The 15,962-nt window shown below is 64.8% G+C and carries 18 protein-coding genes; 5 read left to right on the top strand and 13 right to left on the bottom strand.

Features of this window, described 5'->3' with window-relative positions:
• The coding region (locus VJV41_RS22355; RefSeq protein WP_325337349.1) for an HNH endonuclease signature motif containing protein at positions 1-478 on the top strand (478 nt) is incomplete at its 5' end.
• 9 nt (positions 479-487) lie between these two features.
• Here VJV41_RS22355 and VJV41_RS22350 read toward each other — a convergent pair.
• Both VJV41_RS22350 and VJV41_RS22345 read right to left on the bottom strand, forming a co-directional pair.
• Positions 488-793 carry a hypothetical protein gene (locus tag VJV41_RS22350; RefSeq protein ID WP_325337347.1) on the bottom strand — a complete coding sequence of 102 codons (306 nt, stop codon included), beginning with the start codon at positions 791-793 and terminating at the stop codon, positions 488-490.
• Positions 794-887: 94 nt separating this feature from the next.
• Complete coding sequence (locus tag VJV41_RS22345) at positions 888-1,403, bottom strand: Lrp/AsnC family transcriptional regulator (RefSeq protein WP_325337345.1); 516 nt, start codon at positions 1,401-1,403, stop codon at positions 888-890.
• Positions 1,404-1,495: 92 nt separating this feature from the next.
• Between VJV41_RS22345 and ald the strand changes: the two genes are divergently transcribed.
• Positions 1,496-2,623, top strand: coding sequence for an alanine dehydrogenase (gene ald, locus VJV41_RS22340; protein WP_325337343.1), 1,128 nt, complete (start codon positions 1,496-1,498; stop codon positions 2,621-2,623).
• A gap of 718 nt (positions 2,624-3,341) precedes the next feature.
• Here the strand turns inward: ald and VJV41_RS22335 are convergent.
• The 5 genes from VJV41_RS22335 to VJV41_RS22315 form a co-directional block, all read right to left on the bottom strand.
• Complete coding sequence (locus tag VJV41_RS22335) at positions 3,342-3,986, bottom strand: LuxR C-terminal-related transcriptional regulator (RefSeq protein ID WP_325337341.1); 645 nt, start codon at positions 3,984-3,986, stop codon at positions 3,342-3,344.
• Positions 3,987-4,300: 314 nt separating this feature from the next.
• Positions 4,301-5,641 (bottom strand): pitrilysin family protein, encoded by a 1,341-nt coding sequence (locus tag VJV41_RS22330; RefSeq protein WP_325337339.1) that lies wholly within the window; start codon positions 5,639-5,641, stop codon positions 4,301-4,303.
• Positions 5,619-7,895, bottom strand: a complete 2,277-nt coding sequence (locus VJV41_RS22325) for a polyribonucleotide nucleotidyltransferase (RefSeq protein WP_325337337.1) — start codon at positions 7,893-7,895, stop codon at positions 5,619-5,621. Before VJV41_RS22325 ends, VJV41_RS22330 begins: the two co-directional genes overlap by 23 nt.
• Before the next feature lie 300 nt (positions 7,896-8,195).
• Entirely contained in the window at positions 8,196-8,465 is a 270-nt protein-coding gene (rpsO, locus tag VJV41_RS22320) for a 30S ribosomal protein S15 (protein WP_325337336.1), read from the bottom strand.
• Between the two features lie 118 nt (positions 8,466-8,583).
• The gene (locus VJV41_RS22315; protein WP_325337335.1) at positions 8,584-9,558 is read right to left on the bottom strand and encodes a bifunctional riboflavin kinase/FAD synthetase; all 975 of its coding nucleotides are present in this window, start codon (positions 9,556-9,558) and stop codon (positions 8,584-8,586) included.
• An 80-nt stretch (positions 9,559-9,638) separates the two neighbouring features.
• On the opposite strand from VJV41_RS22315, the gene mntR reads away from it, so the two are divergent.
• Positions 9,639-10,331 (top strand): manganese-binding transcriptional regulator MntR, encoded by a 693-nt coding sequence (mntR, locus tag VJV41_RS22310; RefSeq protein ID WP_325337334.1) that lies wholly within the window; start codon positions 9,639-9,641, stop codon positions 10,329-10,331.
• Here the strand turns inward: mntR and VJV41_RS22305 are convergent.
• From VJV41_RS22305 to VJV41_RS22290, 4 genes are all read right to left on the bottom strand, one after another.
• The gene (locus tag VJV41_RS22305) at positions 10,328-10,744 is read right to left on the bottom strand and encodes a DUF6632 domain-containing protein (protein WP_325337333.1); all 417 of its coding nucleotides are present in this window, start codon (positions 10,742-10,744) and stop codon (positions 10,328-10,330) included. The genes mntR and VJV41_RS22305 overlap by 4 nt on opposite strands.
• 66 nt (positions 10,745-10,810) lie before the next feature.
• Entirely contained in the window at positions 10,811-11,692 is an 882-nt protein-coding gene (gene truB / locus VJV41_RS22300) for a tRNA pseudouridine(55) synthase TruB (protein ID WP_325337332.1), read from the bottom strand.
• Positions 11,689-12,369 carry a 4'-phosphopantetheinyl transferase gene (locus tag VJV41_RS22295; RefSeq protein ID WP_325337330.1) on the bottom strand — a complete coding sequence of 227 codons (681 nt, stop codon included), beginning with the start codon at positions 12,367-12,369 and terminating at the stop codon, positions 11,689-11,691. The genes truB and VJV41_RS22295 overlap by 4 nt, the downstream gene beginning before the upstream one ends.
• On the bottom strand, positions 12,366-13,349 hold the full coding sequence (locus VJV41_RS22290) for a metallophosphoesterase (RefSeq protein ID WP_325337328.1): 984 nt from the start codon (positions 13,347-13,349) through the stop codon (positions 12,366-12,368). Before VJV41_RS22290 ends, VJV41_RS22295 begins: the two co-directional genes overlap by 4 nt.
• Before the next feature lie 130 nt (positions 13,350-13,479).
• Here VJV41_RS22290 and VJV41_RS22285 point away from each other — a divergent pair, with 130 nt between their 5' ends.
• Positions 13,480-14,064: a DUF3558 domain-containing protein gene (locus VJV41_RS22285; RefSeq protein WP_325337351.1), complete on the top strand. Its 585-nt coding sequence runs from the start codon at positions 13,480-13,482 to the stop codon at positions 14,062-14,064.
• Between the two features lie 141 nt (positions 14,065-14,205).
• Here the strand turns inward: VJV41_RS22285 and VJV41_RS22280 are convergent, their stop codons facing one another.
• Positions 14,206-14,766 carry a DUF1802 family protein gene (locus VJV41_RS22280; protein ID WP_325337326.1) on the bottom strand — a complete coding sequence of 187 codons (561 nt, stop codon included), beginning with the start codon at positions 14,764-14,766 and terminating at the stop codon, positions 14,206-14,208.
• On the bottom strand, positions 14,763-15,029 hold the full coding sequence (locus VJV41_RS22275; protein WP_325337324.1) for a DUF2277 domain-containing protein: 267 nt from the start codon (positions 15,027-15,029) through the stop codon (positions 14,763-14,765). The genes VJV41_RS22280 and VJV41_RS22275 overlap by 4 nt, the downstream gene beginning before the upstream one ends.
• 23 nt (positions 15,030-15,052) lie before the next feature.
• Between VJV41_RS22275 and VJV41_RS22270 the strand changes: the two genes are divergently transcribed.
• Positions 15,053-15,808: an enoyl-CoA hydratase gene (locus VJV41_RS22270; RefSeq protein ID WP_325337322.1), complete on the top strand. Its 756-nt coding sequence runs from the start codon at positions 15,053-15,055 to the stop codon at positions 15,806-15,808.
• The last annotated feature ends 154 nt before the right edge of the window (positions 15,809-15,962 follow it).

Raw genomic sequence — 15,962 nt, 5'->3', positions numbered from 1 at the left:
TCTCGAAGCCGCCGCCGGGGTCGGTGTCACCGCCGGCGGCAGCCTGCTACCGATGCGCGACATCATCCGGCTGGCTTCTCAGTCGCATCACTATTTGGTGGTCTACGACAAACACGATCCCCAACAGCTCTACTGCGGCCGCGCGAAACGCTTCGCCACCCCCGGGCAACGCATCGTGCTCCACGCACTGGATCGCGGCTGCACCCGACCCGGCTGCACCGCCCCCGGCTACTGGACCCAAGCCCACCACGTCGACGGCTGGGATGCCGCCCACGGCCAAACCAACATCAACACACTCACCCTGGCCTGCGGACCCGACAACCGGCTGATCGAACAAAGCAGCTGGACCACCCGAAAACGCAAAGACGGCACCACCGAATGGAACCCACCACCCCACCTCGACACCGGCCAAACACGAGTCAACAACTACCACCACCCCGAGAAATACCTACTGCCAGAAGAAGACAAGGATCCATAGCGCCGTAGGTCAGCAAGCCACGTCAACGAACACGGTCTTAGCCGTGACGGTGGTGACGATGTCGTTCATCGCGCCGGGAGCGCCCGAATCCATGCGGGAGAACGTCTGCCCCTGGCGCACGGCGTTCACCACGCACTGGTCGAGCGGAGCAGTGCCGACCTTGTTCACGATGACGTCGAACCCTTGGGACTGCAGCTGGGTGACGGTCTGCGCGGCGGTTACGGCGCCCGATGGCGCCGCGTTAGCCGCTCCGGCAAATCCGAGGGCCGCCAGGGCAATTGCTCCTGCGATGGCCGGAATGGTGAAGGACTTCATTGTTCGTCCTTTCGAAGAAGCTGGATGGCGCGTACCTGACTGCTGTGTGCAGATGCCTTTCATTCGTTACACACGTTGATCCGGATGGGATCGTTCACAGCGGCGATGCGCCCCGAAGGTGTTCGAAGATCAGGGATGTCTGGGTCCCGGCGACGTCGGCGTCGGCGTTGAGGTTCTCCACGACGAACGACCGCAGATCGTCGGTATCACGCGCGGCGACGTGCAGGATGAAGTCGTCGGCTCCAGCCAGGAAGTAGACGTCCATCACCTGCGGCCTGCGGCGGATGTGCTGAATGAAGTTGCGAATCTTGCCGCGCGCGTTGGACTGCAGGCTGACCGAAATCATCGCCTGCAGCGTCAATCCGATCGCTGCGGGATCGATGTCGGCATAGAAGCCGCGGATCACACCGACTTCCTGCAGTCGCCGAACGCGACCATGACAGGTCGACGGGGCGATACCGACCAGTTCGGCAAGCGCATTGTTCGACATCCGGGCGTCGGCGTGCAGCGCGGTCAGGATGCGACGGTCGACGTCGTCGATCTCAACTGGCCGAACATCCTTCGACGACCGGGCCGTAGCCGTTGATTGTTTCGTTGCTCCTTCTGTCATCATTGCACTTTATCGAAGAATCATCGTGATAGTTGCCTTTATATCGACAATTCTTCACAATTCTGGGTAACACAACGACTCTAGGAGAGGTCATGCGCGTCGGCATCCCGACCGAGATCAAGAACAACGAATACCGCGTTGCCATCACCCCGGCAGGTGTGGCCGAACTGGTCCATCGTGGCCACGAGGTGATCATCCAGTCCGGCGCGGGTGAGGGATCGGCGATCTCCGATGCCGACTTCAAGCGGGCGGGCGCCCAGCTGATCAATGGCGCCGACGAAGTGTGGGCCGAGGCGGATCTGCTGCTCAAGGTCAAGGAGCCGATCGAGGCCGAGTACTCGCGCCTGCGCGAGGGCCAGACGCTTTTCACTTATCTGCACTTGGCGGCGTCCAAGCCGTGCACGGATGCCCTGCTCGCTTCGGGCACCACGTCGATCGCCTACGAAACCGTGCAGACCGCCAGCCCAGACGGATCAGTCGCGCTTCCTCTCTTGGCCCCGATGAGCGAAGTGGCCGGCCGGTTATCGGCACAGGTCGGCGCCTATCACCTGATGCGCAGCCACGGCGGCCGCGGCGTCCTAATGGGCGGTGTGCCCGGCGTCGCGCCAGCCGACGTCGTGGTGATCGGCGGCGGCACCGCCGGATACAACGCGGCGCGAGTAGCCGCCGGAATGGGCGCCCACGTCACGGTGTTCGACGTCAACATCAACAGACTGCGCGAGGTGGACGCCGAATTCGGCGGTCGCATCGAAACCCGCTACTCCTCCATCCTCGAGCTGGAGGACGCCCTCAAGAACGCCGACCTGGTGATCGGCGCAGTCCTGGTGCCCGGCGCGAAAGCTCCGAAGTTGGTAACCAATTCGACTGTGGCGCATATGAAGTCGGGGGCGGTCCTCGTCGACATCGCGATCGACCAGGGTGGCTGCTTCGAAGATTCGCGGCCAACCACCCACGACGATCCCACCTTTGCCGTGCACGACACGCTGTTCTACTGCGTGGCCAACATGCCTGGCGCGGTGCCCCGCACGTCGACCTTCGCGCTGACGAACGCCACCATGCCGTACGTACTCAAGCTGGCCGACAAGGGCTGGCATGCGGCGTGCGAGGCTGATCCAGCCCTCGCGAAGGGTCTGTCCACACACGACGGTGCACTGCTGTCAGAGCAGGTCGCCTTCGACCTCGGGCTGCCCTACACCGATCCCGCGACCGTTCTGGCCTGAGGTCGATCCCCGCGGCGGTAGGCAGGCCGCTTGAGCATCGGACTCCATCGAGACAGCAAACCATGCTGACCTTCGGGCAAATGCGTCCAACAGCTGCCTCGATGAGGTTCGCTCAACCGGCTACGGGACGCCGTTCGCCGAATGAGATGACGCCGAATCCGCACCGATGTCATGCGTTCGAACGATCTCCAGGCCGTCCAGTCCTGGGCTCTATAGTGCCGGTTCGCTATTTGCTAATGCCCTTATTTTGCAATCTCGCCCTACCGAAAGTCGAGTAGTGCTCTACTCGGTTCAACCCCGCTTTGCAGGCATACGATCAAAGCTCACAAATGAAGAAGCGCGAGGAAACACAAGAGAGGAGGAAGATCGGCACTGTCCAGCCTCAGTCGCTAGCACCGCGCGCGATGACGAGGACATGCAAGGCTTCGCCACCCGGCTTCGAGGGGTTGCCGGGCGGGCCTCCGCAATAGGGACGCGGCGCGTTGCTCGGACCAGGTCCACAAACGTCTTAATAAAGCTCGAATGTTCTCAGCACTGCCGAGGACGTGAGAAGCAGATGGGAAGCGGACGCCGGCGATCGCGCCGGGGCTGCGTCGCAAATCCTCGATGTCGCGAACCCGTGTCCCCTCGTGGCAACCTGCTTCAGGGCTCGATCACAACTCCTAGCCAACATTCCGATTGGCTTTCGTCATCTGCTGTAACAGCGACGGCTCGGCCCCTACATATCGTCGACGTTGACTATGCCGTCCTGAATCGCGCGGGCAACCAACGCTGCCTTGGTCGTCGCCGGACGGCCCACGGCGGCGTACTTGGCGCGGACCCGTTGCAAATGAGTCCGCACTGTCGTGGGTGCAATCTGCAGCTGACGGGCGACAAGGTCCTTGCTTTCGGTCCGAAACCACGCAATCAGCACTTCCTTCTCCCGTGGGGCAAGATTCGGGCGACCCGCCGTGCTGTCGTTCAGCATTGCCCCGGCCATAAGCGGTCCGACATATGGGCGGTCTGTTCCCGCCGCGCGGATTGCGTCGAGCAGATGGTCCTTGCGCTCCGACTTCGCCAAATACGTGACGGCGCCACGATCCAAGGAAGTGAGAATGACTTCGTCAGTTGCCACGTGCGAGTACACAATTACACGGTGCCCTCGGGCAACGATGCGGTCCAGCGCGCTGAAGTCCACGTGGTTCCGCTGCGCCTCGAGTTCGAGCACGACTGCGCCGACCCTCGACTTACCGGCGGCCGGATGCTCTTCGAGAAACTGATTGGCCGAATAGAAATTGCCCGCGAATCGGATCGGGGGGTCGGCCTGCGAGCACCATAGCTCCACGGCGGCATGGATCGCATCGTGGCTATCGATGACTGCCACCGAATGCGTCTGCTCGTGTCCGTTCAACGTCGATGTGTTAGCTGTTCCGACGCTTCTGGAATGGCTAGACGAGTTCGTTCGGTGACGATCGGTAGCGACGTCCGTCAATTGTCGATCCATCCAGTTATCCCCCACCGATCTCAATCCTCCCCATCCAGCAAACGTTCCGTCCGCGTCGCAGTGCCTGCACCAAGCGCACACTGTGCAAATTTGCGGTCCAAACGTATGACAAGACGGTCCGGCGAGAAATCGGGCGTTTCCCTAGATGTGACACCTATGCCAGCGGTAGTGGCAGCACCGGTGTGCAGGGGCGATCAGCCAGCGATGGACCGAAGGGGCTGCGGCAGCGATCGTTTCGACCGCGCAGGGCCGAGCACGGCGGCGCCGAACGGCCGGGTCAGCAGCTTGTGCGCCACGGCGTTCACCTCGTCGAGAGTGACCTCGTCGATTTTGGACAAGGTGTACTCGATGGTGCGGTGCTCGCCGTAACTCAGCTCGCTGCGCCCGATCCGGTTCATCCGCGAGTTGGAGTCCTCGAGCCCGAGCACCAGCCCTCCACGCAGTGAGCCCTTGGCGATCCGGCATTCCGCTTCGGTGATGCCGTCGCGGGCCACGGTCGCGAGAACTTCGGCCGTTACACCGACCACCTCGTCGAACCGTTCCGGTAGGCATGCGGCATAGACCGACAGCGCTCCCGTGTCGGAAAACGTGTCGACCGCCGAGTAGACCGAGTAGGCCAGACCGCGCGTTTCCCGGATCTGTTGGAAAAGGCGCGAACTCAGACCGCCGCCCAACGCGGAGTTGAGCACGGACAACGCCCATCGGTGGTTCCAATGCCGCCCAGGGGTTCGTACGCCGATCGACAGGTGCATCTGCTCGCCGTCCCGGGCCAGCATTTTCAGGCTAGGCTGGCCGGCCACCCTTCCCGCGCCCGTACGCGGGGCCACCGGGCTGCGACCACGGACCAATCGGGAATCGAAGTACTCGCGCACCAGAGCAACCACCTCGTCATGCTCGACGTTGCCCGCGACCGCCACCACCATCCGCTCTGGGGTGTAGCGACGGGTGTGGAAGGAATGCAGTTGCGCGCGCGTCATCTCCGAAATCGAGTCGACGCTGCCGATGACAGGCCGGCCCACCGGATGGGCACCGAACAACGCCCCCAAGAACACGTCGCCGATCGTGTCCTCGGGATCGTCGTCGCGCATGGCGATCTCCTCGAGTACGACGTCGCGTTCGACCTCGACATCGTCGGCGGCGCAGCGCCCTCGCAGCACCACGTCGGCGACCAGGTCGATGGCCAGCTCGAGATCGGAGTCGAGCACATGTGCGTAGTAGCAGGTGTGCTCGCGGGCGGTGAACGCGTTCAGCTCGCCGCCGACCGCGTCGACAGCCTGGGCGATTTCGACCGCGGTGCGCGTCGGCGTCGCCTTGAACAGCAGGTGTTCAAGGAAGTGGGCGGCACCGGCCACACTGCGGCCCTCGTCGCGCGAACCCACGCCGACCCACACGCCCACCGAGGCCGAATGGACCGACGGGACGTGCTCGGTGACGACCCGAAGGCCGCCAGGCAGAACAGTGCGGCGCAGCGCGCCCGCGGTTTCGTCGCTGCGCCGGCCCCGGCGCAACGCGCTAGTTGCTCGCCGTTGCGGCATCGACAGGTTCGGCGCCAGAGGCCTCGCCCGCTGCTTCTTCCTCGGCGACGAGGATCAGCGAGATCTTGCCGCGGTTGTCGATGTCGGCGATCTCCACGCGCAGCTTGTCACCGACGTTGACCACATCTTCGACCTTCGCGATGCGCTTGCCCCTGCCGAGCTTGGAGATGTGCACCAGCCCGTCGCGGCCCGGCAACAGCGACACGAAAGCGCCGAAATCCGTTGTCTTGACGATGGTTCCGAGGAACCGCTCGCCGATCTTGGGCAGCTGTGGGTTGGCAATCGCGTTGATCTTGTCGATCGCGGCCTGGGCGGCCTCGCCGTTGGAGGCGCCGACGAACACCGTGCCGTCGTCCTCGATCGAGATCTGCGCGCCAGTCTCCTCGGTGATCGAGTTGATCATCTTGCCCTTGGGGCCGATGACCTCGCCGATCTTGTCGACCGGCACCTTGATCGTGGTGATCCGCGGCGCGTAGGGGCTCATCTCGTCGGGTGAGTCGATGGCCTCGGCCATCACCTCGAGGATGGTCAGTCGCGCATCCTTGGCCTGCGACAACGCACCGGCGAGCACCTGCGACGGGATCCCGTCGAGCTTGGTGTCCAACTGAAGCGCGGTGACGAAGTCTTTGGTGCCTGCGCACTTGAAGTCCATGTCGCCGAACGCATCCTCGGCGCCGAGGATGTCGGTCAGCGTGACGAAGCGCCGCTCCGTGCCGCCGCCTTCGACCTCGACGTCATCGGACACCAGGCCCATGGCGATGCCTGCCACCGGAGCCTTCAGCGGCACACCGGCGTTGAGCAGCGACAGGGTCGACGCGCAGACCGACCCCATCGACGTCGAGCCGTTGGAGCCGAGCGCCTCGGAGACCTGCCTGATGGCGTACGGGAACTCTTCGATGCTCGGCAGCACTGGCATCAAGGCACGCTCCGCGAGCGCACCGTGGCCGATCTCACGACGCTTCGGCGAGCCGACGCGACCGGTCTCACCGGTCGAATACGGCGGGAAGTTGTAGTGGTGCATGTAGCGCTTGGTGGTCTCAGGCCCCAGCGAGTCGATCTGCTGGGCCATCTTGATCATGTCCAGCGTGGTGACACCCAGGATCTGGGTCTCGCCGCGCTCGAACAACGCGCTGCCGTGCGCCCGCGGCACCACGGCCACCTCGGCGCTCAGGGCGCGAATATCGGTGATCCCGCGACCATCGATGCGGAAGTGGTCGGTCAGAATACGCTGGCGCACAAGCTTTTTGGTCAGCGACCGGAACGCGGCGCCGATCTCTTTCTCGCGGCCTGCGAATTGCTCAGACAGTCGCTCGAGCACCTCGACCTTGATCTCGTCGGTGCGGTCGTTGCGCTCGTTCTTACCCGCGATGGTCAGCGCCTTGGACAGTTCGTCGGTGGCGATCGACGCGACGGCGTAGTAGACGTCGTCGTTGTAGTCGGGGAAGACGGGGTACTCGCCGGTGGGCTTGGCCGCGCGAGCGGCCAGCTCCTGCTGCGCAGCGCACAGCGTGGCGATGAACGGCTTGGCGGCCTCGAGACCTTCGGCGACAACGGCTTCCGTCGGCGCTTGCGCTCCACCGGCGATCAGCTCGATCACGTTCTCGGTGGCCTCGGCCTCGACCATCATGATGGCCACGTCGTTGTCTTCGAGCACACGGCCCGCGACGACCATGTCGAACACGGCGCCCTCGAGCTGCTCCACTGTCGGGAAGGCGACCCAGGTAGCCCCTGTATTTCCAGCATCCGAGATCAGCGCGACGCGCACCGCTCCGATGGGCCCGGAAAACGGCAGGCCCGCCAGCTGGGTGGACGCCGACGCCGCGTTGATGGCCACCACGTCGTACAGATCGTTCGGATCCAGGCTCATCACGGTGACAACGACCTGGATCTCGTTGCGCAGGCCGCTGACGAACGACGGGCGCAGCGGCCGGTCGGTCAGCCGGCAAGTCAGGATCGCGTCCGTTGACGGGCGACCCTCGCGGCGGAAGAACGAACCGGGGATCCGGCCCGCGGCGTACATCCGCTCTTCGACGTCGATCGTCAGCGGGAAGAAGTCGAAATGGTCCTTGGGGTTCTTGCTGGCGGTGGTCGCCGACAGCAGCATCGTCTCGTCGTCGAGGTAGGCGACGACCGACCCGGCGGCTTGCTGGGCGAGCCGACCGGTCTCGAAGCGGATGGTGCGGGTGCCGAAGCTCCCGTTGTCGATCGCGGCGGTGGATTCGTACACGCCGTCTTCAATTTCAACTACAGACATGGACGTCCGTAAGGCCTCTCTGGGTTCACTGTTCAGCTGTTTCGCGTCGTCACAGCGTCTGAACCACCGGCCTAGATGCGACTACGGCCATCGATCGAAGCTGTCGGACCCGGCCCCTCAAAAGAAGGGGAACCCGGCAGCCACTACCGAAGACCGCGCGATCAGGCGGGTCCTGACATGACGCGCGGGAACGGTGCACGCGGAACTGCGCGAACCGCACCCTCGTGTTCGCACCAAACGGCTGGCGAACACACCTATGTTACAGCGCAGCAGGTACGCGACCGAATAAGGGCTCGGGCGTCAGCGACGCAGGCCAAGCCGGTCGATCAGCGAGCGGTAGCGCTCCACGTCGACCTGTGCGACGTACTTCAGCAGACGACGTCGCCGACCCACCAGCAGCAGCAGGCCCCGTCGCGAGTGGTGATCATGCTTGTGCACCTTCAGGTGCTCGGTCAGGTCCGCGATCCGCTTCGTCAGCAGCGCGACCTGAGCTTCCGGCGACCCGGTGTCGGTGTCGTGCAGGCCGTACTGGCCCAGGATGTCCTTCTTCTGTTCGGCTGTGAGCGCCACGAAAATAACTCCATATCCATCGGTCCGCGACAAAATCAGTGCCCTTCAACAAAGAAGGGCGACGCGGCCGCCGCGAACTGCAGCACACGTCGTCGTCGACAGGCAGCTTATCTCATGGTCAGCGCGCGGACAGAATCGTGCGGGCGTGCTCGGTGTCGATGCCCATGGTCGCGACCAGGTCCTCGACCCGTTCGAACTTCTCCTGTCCCCGGATGCGGGCGACGAAGTCCACGGCCACATGCTGGCCATACAGGTCGGCAGTGGTGTCCAGTATGAACGCCTCCACCGTGCGTGTACGCCCGGAAAACGTCGGGTTGGTGCCGACGGACACCGCGGCCTGGTATCGCTCGCCGGGGATGACGGTGCCCATCACCGGGCCGTGGCCGAGCACCGTGAACCAGGCCGCGTAGACGCCGTCGGCGGGGATGGCCGAGTACATCGGTGGTGCGACGTTGGCAGTGGGAAAGCCCAGCACCTTGCCGCGACCGTCGCCGCGGACCACCACGCCCTCGACGCGGTGCGGCCGGCCCAGCGCCTCCGTGGCGGCCACGACGTCGCCCGCATCGACGCAGGAGCGGATGTAGGTCGACGAGAACGTCACGGTCTCGTCCTGGTGATGCTCAGCCACCAGCGACATGCCTTCGACCGCGAAGCCGAACCGTTCTGCGGCTTTGCGCAGCAGGTAGACGTTGCCTTGCGCTTTCTTGCCGAAGGTGAAGTTCTCCCCCACGACGACCTCGACCACGTGCAGGCGTTCCACCAGCAGCTCGTGGATGTAGCGCTCGGGGGTGAGCTTCATGAAATCCGAGGTGAACGGCATCACCAGGAACACGTCGATGCCCAGTTCCTCGACGAGCTCGGCGCGACGCGTCAGCGTGGTCAGCTGGGCGGGATGACTGCCGGGAAACACGACCTCCATCGGGTGCGGGTCGAACGTCATCAACACGGTCGGCACGCCGCGGGACCGGCCGGCCTTGACCGCGTGGTTGATCAGTTCCTGATGGCCGCGATGGACACCGTCGAACACGCCGATGGTGACGACACATCGGCCCCAGTCCGTCGGGATATCGTCCTGCCCCCGCCAGCGCTGCACGCCGCAAGCCTACGGCGCAGCGGTGTGCCTGGCGTCGCTGGATCACCAGATCAGGTGAAGATTGCCTAAACTTTCCAACTGTGAGTCCTGACAGTGACCCTCGCGACCTGAGCACGGTTGCCCAGGACTATCTGAAGGTCATCTGGACCGCGCAGGAATGGTCTCTGGAGAAGGTCAGCACCAAGATGCTGGCCGAGCGGATCGGCGTGTCCGCAAGCACCGCATCCGAGTCCATCCGCAAGCTGGCCGACCAAGGGCTGGTCGATCACGAGAAGTACGGCGCGGTGACGCTGACGGAGGCGGGTCGGCGGGCAGCCCTGGCGATGGTGCGCCGGCACCGGCTGATGGAGACGTTCCTGGTGAACGAGCTCGGTTACAGCTGGGACGAGGTGCACGACGAGGCCGAGATCCTCGAGCATGCGGTGTCGGATCGGATGCTGGACCGGATCGACGCCAAACTCGGACATCCGACTCGCGATCCGCACGGCGATCCGATCCCCGCGGCCGACGGGCAGGTGCCGACACCGCCGGCGCGCCAACTATCGGTCTGTCACGACGGCGACGCCGGCACGGTGGCCCGGATCTCCGACGCCGACCCGGAGATGCTGAGGTACTTCGACAGCGTCGGCATCAGCCTGGACTCGCGGCTGCGGGTGCTGGCCCGTCGCGACTTCGCGGGCATGATCTCGGTGGCCATCGAGTCCGCGGATGGCGAGGATACGACAGTCGATTTGGGAAGCCCTGCCGCAGAAGCGATTTGGGTGGTTGGTTAGCCTTCCGGCAGTCCGACGCGGTCAGCCGCGGGTTTCTTCAGGTCAGCTGCCAGCACAAGAGCCGACAGGACGATCGCGCCGAGTAGCAGCGCCGGCACGTCACCCCACAGGTGTCCCATGTGGTGCCCGTGGCCGAAGGACTGCACGGCCATGACCGCCGCGTGCACGAGACTGGACCACACTGCGAACCAGATCAGGCTCAGGTTGGCCTCCGGACGTCGTGCGGCGATCAACAGAAAGACGCCCAACGTCGCGTAGATGCCGACGATCATCATGAAGTACTGCGAATCATGCGGTGGACCGGAATGCCATGCCCATCCCGACGGCCACACCAGTGCAAGGGGATACAAGAGCAAAGCAACCAGGCCGAATACCACGAGTGTCAGCTGAAGAAGTTTGTAGGCCGATGGCATCGTGCGCTCCTGACGCTCGCGGAAGATGTCAGTATGCGCTGTTGACCGGTAGCGCCGTGCCGAATTCTAAAGAGTAGCGGGGCGCAATACCACGACAGATTTCGTACGGTTCGCATCGTCTTTCAACAATGCGATGACCTGACCGTCGGCTGCGGTCGCTGCGTAAACCCCTTCGATTCCAACGGGTTTCAGTGGCCTGCCATGCCGGGTGTGCTCTGCCTCCTCGGCGGTCAGGTCACGGCGCGGAAATGACTGCAGGCACGCCTCATCGAGGCTGTAGGACAGGCGGGGGTGGTCGGCCAGCTCATCGAGGGTGCGGGCCTGGTCGAGGCCGAACCGGCCGACGCGGGTGCGGCGTAGCGCGGTGAGGTGTCCGCCGACTCCGAGTGCAGCGCCGACGTCGCGGGCCAGCGCACGGATGTACGTGCCGCTCGAGCAGTCGACCTCGACATCGACGTCGACGAGGCCGTCATGGTGCCGGATGGCCAGCACGTCGAACCGGTCGATGCGGACGCCGCGCGGTGCCAGTTCGACCGCCTGTCCCTCGCGGGCCAGCTTGTAGGCCCGCGTGCCGCCGACCTTGACCGCGCTGACCGCCGACGGGATCTGATCGATGTCGCCTCGCAGCGCCGCGACGGCGGCTTCGATCTGGGCGTCGGTGACAGCGTCGGCTGAAACCGTTTGCAGGATCTGACCTTCCGCGTCCTCGGTCGAGGTCGTCTGGCCCAGCCGGATGGTCGCGGCATACGACTTGTCGGTCGCGGTCAGCAGACCCAGGATCTTGGTCGCCCGCTCGATGCCGACGACCAGCACACCGGTGGCCATCGGGTCCAGAGTTCCGGCGTGCCCGACCTTTCGGGTGCCGAATATCCGCCGGCAGCGGCCCACCACATCGTGGCTCGTCATGCCCGCCGGCTTGTCGACGACGACAAGGCCAGCGTCGGTCATAAGATGATCGCCGTCAACGCCAGACCATCCCGCACCGACCACCGTCCGGACAGGGTTTCCAACGGCGGTCCCGACAGCGCGGCCGGGTCGATCAGAATTCGCGACGTGAATCCACCGGCCACCCCCGTGTCATCGATGTCGAACGCGATGTGGGCGTCCTCGAATCCCAGCCACCGCCGCGTCAGCGGAAACCACGCCTTGTAGGTCGCCTCCTTGGCGCAGAACAGGATCCGGTCCCAGTGCAAGCCCGCCGGCATCGCCTGCAGCTCGGCCCGTTCCTCGGGCAGGCTGATCGCATCGAGCACGCCTTTGGGCAGCACGTCGTGCGGTTCGGCATCGATACCGACCGAACGCATCTCGCTAGTTCGCCCGACGGCAGCGCCGCGATAGCCCTCACAATGCGTGAGGCTGCCGACGACCCCGTCGGGCCAGCATGGTTCGCCCTTCTCCCCCTTCAGAATTGGCACCGGCGGCACACCCAGCTCGCCGAGCGCCTGTCGCGCGCAGTAGCGGACCGTGATGAATTCGTTGCGGCGTTTGGCCACCGACTTCGCGATCAGTGGCTCCTCTTCGGGCAACGGAGCCAATTCCGGTGGATCCGAGTACATTTCGGCGGCGGCCAGGGCCTGCACAGCGCCTGGCAGCACATCGGAGAGCAGAGACGCGACCACGGTCATCGCGACTTCCTGTCCTTGATTCGTTGCTGCATCTTCTCGGCGTTGTCCCGCATCTCCTGCGTGATCTGGAAGTGGCCGCCGAACTCGTTGAGGTAGCCGGGAGCGTATTTCGGGTCGGGCAGCACTTGGCGCAGCCACCGAAATGGCTTGCGGCGCCGCCATTCTCGCGGATATCCGACAGAGACCTCTTCAAATCGCACATCGTCATACCACGTCGTACGCGGAATATGCAGGTGGCCGTAGACCGAGCAGATGGCGTTGTAACGAGTATGCCAGTCGGCCGTGGCGGTCGTGCCACACCACAGCGAGAACTCCGGATAGAACATCGCGTCACACGGCTCGCGCACCAGCGGAAAATGGTTCACCAGTACGGTCGGCGTCATCCAGTCGAGGTCTTCGAGTCGCTTGCGGGTGTAGGCCACCCGATCACGGCACCAGGCGTCGCGAGTGGCATACGGCTCCGACGACAGCAGGAACTCGTCCGTTCCGACGACGTTGCGTTCCCGCGCGATGGCCAATCCTTCGGCCTTGGTGGCCGCGCCCTGCGGCAGGAACGTGTAGTCGTAGAGCAGGAACATCGGCACGATGGTGGCCGGTCCGCCTTCCTCGTTCCACACCGGAAAGGGGTGCTCCGGCGTGACGATGCCCATCTCGTCGCACATGTTGACCAAGTAGTCGTAGCGAGCCTTGCCGAAGATCTGCATCGGATCGTTGTTGGTCGTCCACAGTTCGTGGTTGCCCGGAACCCAGATGACCTTGGCGAACCGTTTGCGGAGCAGATCGAGCGACCAATGGATCTCGTCGGTGCGCTCGGCGACGTCTCCGGCGACGATCAGCCAGTCCTCGTCCGACGACGGGTACAGCGACTCCGTCACCGGCTTGTTGCCGGTGTGACCCGTGTGCAGGTCGCTGATCGCCCACAGTGTTGGACGTCGCCGGCCCGCCGGCTCCCGTGGGGCCGCCGGATCATCACGTGTCACAGCCGACCAGCCTACTTGCGCCGCGATCATGACCCGCCCCGGCAACTAGAACATGTTCTTGTTTCAGCTTCGACCGCTGACAGGGGGCCGCTACACTCCCCCGCAGGGTCGGACAACGTGAGGGGGTGTGATGGTCGCCAAACTGCGCCTGATCTCAGCGCTGTGTGCGCTGGTCGCGGCGGTGATTGTGGTATGGCAGACCAACGCGCCCGGCCCCGCAGCGGGCGGCCCGGTGCAGCTGCGATCGACGGCCATCCCGATGACCAATGTGTCCACCACGATCAAGTGGCCCGTGGTCGAGACCGTCAATCCGCGGCCATTCGATCCGTGCGAGGACATCCCGCTCGACGTGATCAAGCGGATCGGTTTGGCCGCGACCCCGCCGGCGCACGAGGACAGTCTGCGATGCCATTACGACGCCGGTAACTATCAGATGGCGGTCGAGGCGTTCGTCTGGCGTACCTATGAGGAGACGCTGCCGCCCGATGCTGTCGAACTCGACATCAACGGCCACCGCGCCGCGCAGTACTGGATCATGAAGCCGACGGACTGGAACGACCGCTGGTGGATCACCTGTGGGATCGCGTACAAGACCAGCTACGGCGTCATTCAGCAGACGCTGTTCTACTCGCCGATCTATGCCGCCGACGACGTCGACTGCCTGCAAACCAACCTGCAGCGCGGCCGTGAGCTCAGCCCGTACTACGTCTATTAGGCCGGCGGCTCATCCGCCGTGCGCAACCTTGGCACTGGTGAACCGGTCATCACGGGTCGACGACTGCAATCAGCCACGCACACCGTGCATCTCGCCGACGGCGCCTCGAGACTGGTCCTTCCCGCCGGACCTCAACCGCCGTCAACCGATTGACGCGCGGACCCGCTCGGCTGTCTGTCGCAGAGTGGCGTCATCGTGCACGGGGTCGCCCCATTGCGGATTGACCGGTAGTTGCACCCAGCTGGTGCAGCCGGCGTACTCGGGCGTGCGCTCCAACCTCACGGGTTCGACCAGCGGACTGGCCTGCACCACGAGCACAGTGAGCCGGTGCTTGGGCCGGAAATCCAGCCGGTCCTCGCGGACCGATTCGGAGGTCCAGATGTGCAGCGACGCGACCTCGTCGAGCGCATCGGGCCGGTCAACTTCAATGGCGGCAACGACTTTGGCGCCCCCGCGCAATACGACTGTGTCCTCGGTGCTGTCACGCGCTGCTGCGTCGAGCAGATCACGGTGTTCCGGCCGCACTCGTTCGGCGTGGCTATGGGCGACCGTCGGGAACAGCAAAAAGCGCGATGCCGTGACGGCGAACCGCTTTTCGTGAATACCGCCCTTGCGCAGCAGCACGATCTGCCGGCCGTCGAGCATCGCGTGCACGGCGGCGCTCCACTCCTTGAGCGCGGGCTGGGTCAGCGTGGTCGTCATCTGGCCGCAAGTCGCGCCCGCACCTCCGGCCGGCGCAACGGCGGAACGGTCTTGGGCGGTTGGCGACGCGGCGGGAGTCCGGACAGCAGCCGCGTGGTGGTGGCGGTGACCTCGGCGACCGCTGTCTCGAAGGCCTCAGCGTTGGCGGTCGTCGGCCGGGTGATACCGCTGACCTTTCGGATGTACTGGCGGGCGGCGGCCTCGATCTCCTCGTCGGTCGCCGCTGGTTGCAGGCCGCGCAGCTCTGTGATGTTTCGGCACATACCGCCCACGATAGGTTCATCCCATGACTGACGACATCCTGCTCATCGACACGGCTGACCGCGTGCGGACGCTGACGCTCAACCGGCCGCAGTCGCGCAACGCGCTATCGGCAGAGCTTCGCCGCCGGTTCTTTGCCGCCCTTCGCGATGCCGAGGCCGACGATGACGTCGACGTCGTCATCCTGACCGGCACCGATCCGGTGTTCTGCGCCGGGTTGGACCTCAAGGAACTGGGCGACTCGTCGGCGCTGCCCGACATCTCGCCGCAGTGGCCGCCGATGACCAAGCCGGTGATCGGCGCCATCAACGGCGCGGCCGTGACCGGCGGACTGGAGTTGGCGCTGTACTGCGACATCCTGATCGCCTCGGAAAACGCTCGCTTCGCCGACACCCACGCCCGCGTCGGCCTGTTGCCCATGTGGGGACTGTCGGTTCGGCTGCCGCAAAAGGTCGGTATCGGGCTGGCCCGCCGGATGAGCCTCACCGGCGACTACCTGTCGGCCGCCGACGCATTGCGGGCAGGGCTCGTCACCGAGGTGGTACCCCACGACGAGCTCCTGCCGACCGCTCGCCACGTCGCGGCCTCAATCGTCGGCAACAACCAGAACGGTGTGCGGGCGCTGCTGGCGTCCTATCACCGCATCGACGACGCGCAGACCAATGCCGGGCTGCGGATCGAGGCCACGTCGGCGACGGAGTGGATGAACAGCGCCAGCGGCGACGACATCGCCGCGAACCGAGACGCAGTGCTGCAACGGGGCCGCGCACAAGTGCGCTGAGCCTCTCAGCGGGTACGAGCGACCACCGCCCAACCGAATTCGTTCGTCTTGACGTGTACATCACGAAAACCCGCCGCCGCCAGACGGTCGGGAAGCGTCGTCGGATCGACAGGGTTGTACGTGTCACCTGCGTGAGCAGCTGCCAGTTCCTCGC

Origin of the sequence: Mycobacterium sp., from assembly GCF_035274705.1 — a bacterium.
Lineage (GTDB): Bacteria > Actinomycetota > Actinomycetes > Mycobacteriales > Mycobacteriaceae > Mycobacterium.
This window is presented reverse-complemented; position numbering and strand designations above follow the sequence as displayed.

Coding starts and splice junctions, on each gene's coding strand:
- VJV41_RS22305 (WP_325337333.1), bottom strand. CDS start 10,744: ATGCCATCGGCCTACAAACTTCTTCAGCTGACACTCGTGGTATTCGGC.
- VJV41_RS22285 (WP_325337351.1), top strand. CDS start 13,480: ATGGTCGCCAAACTGCGCCTGATCTCAGCGCTGTGTGCGCTGGTCGCG.
- VJV41_RS22325 (WP_325337337.1), bottom strand. CDS start 7,895: ATGTCTGTAGTTGAAATTGAAGACGGCGTGTACGAATCCACCGCCGCG.
- VJV41_RS22295 (WP_325337330.1), bottom strand. CDS start 12,369: ATGACCGTGGTCGCGTCTCTGCTCTCCGATGTGCTGCCAGGCGCTGTG.
- ald (WP_325337343.1), top strand. CDS start 1,496: ATGCGCGTCGGCATCCCGACCGAGATCAAGAACAACGAATACCGCGTT.
- VJV41_RS22270 (WP_325337322.1), top strand. CDS start 15,053: ATGACTGACGACATCCTGCTCATCGACACGGCTGACCGCGTGCGGACG.
- VJV41_RS22280 (WP_325337326.1), bottom strand. CDS start 14,766: ATGACGACCACGCTGACCCAGCCCGCGCTCAAGGAGTGGAGCGCCGCC.
- VJV41_RS22345 (WP_325337345.1), bottom strand. CDS start 1,403: ATGACAGAAGGAGCAACGAAACAATCAACGGCTACGGCCCGGTCGTCG.
- truB (WP_325337332.1), bottom strand. CDS start 11,692: ATGACCGACGCTGGCCTTGTCGTCGTCGACAAGCCGGCGGGCATGACG.
- VJV41_RS22330 (WP_325337339.1), bottom strand. CDS start 5,641: ATGCCGCAACGGCGAGCAACTAGCGCGTTGCGCCGGGGCCGGCGCAGC.
- VJV41_RS22275 (WP_325337324.1), bottom strand. CDS start 15,029: ATGTGCCGAAACATCACAGAGCTGCGCGGCCTGCAACCAGCGGCGACC.
- VJV41_RS22350 (WP_325337347.1), bottom strand. CDS start 793: ATGAAGTCCTTCACCATTCCGGCCATCGCAGGAGCAATTGCCCTGGCG.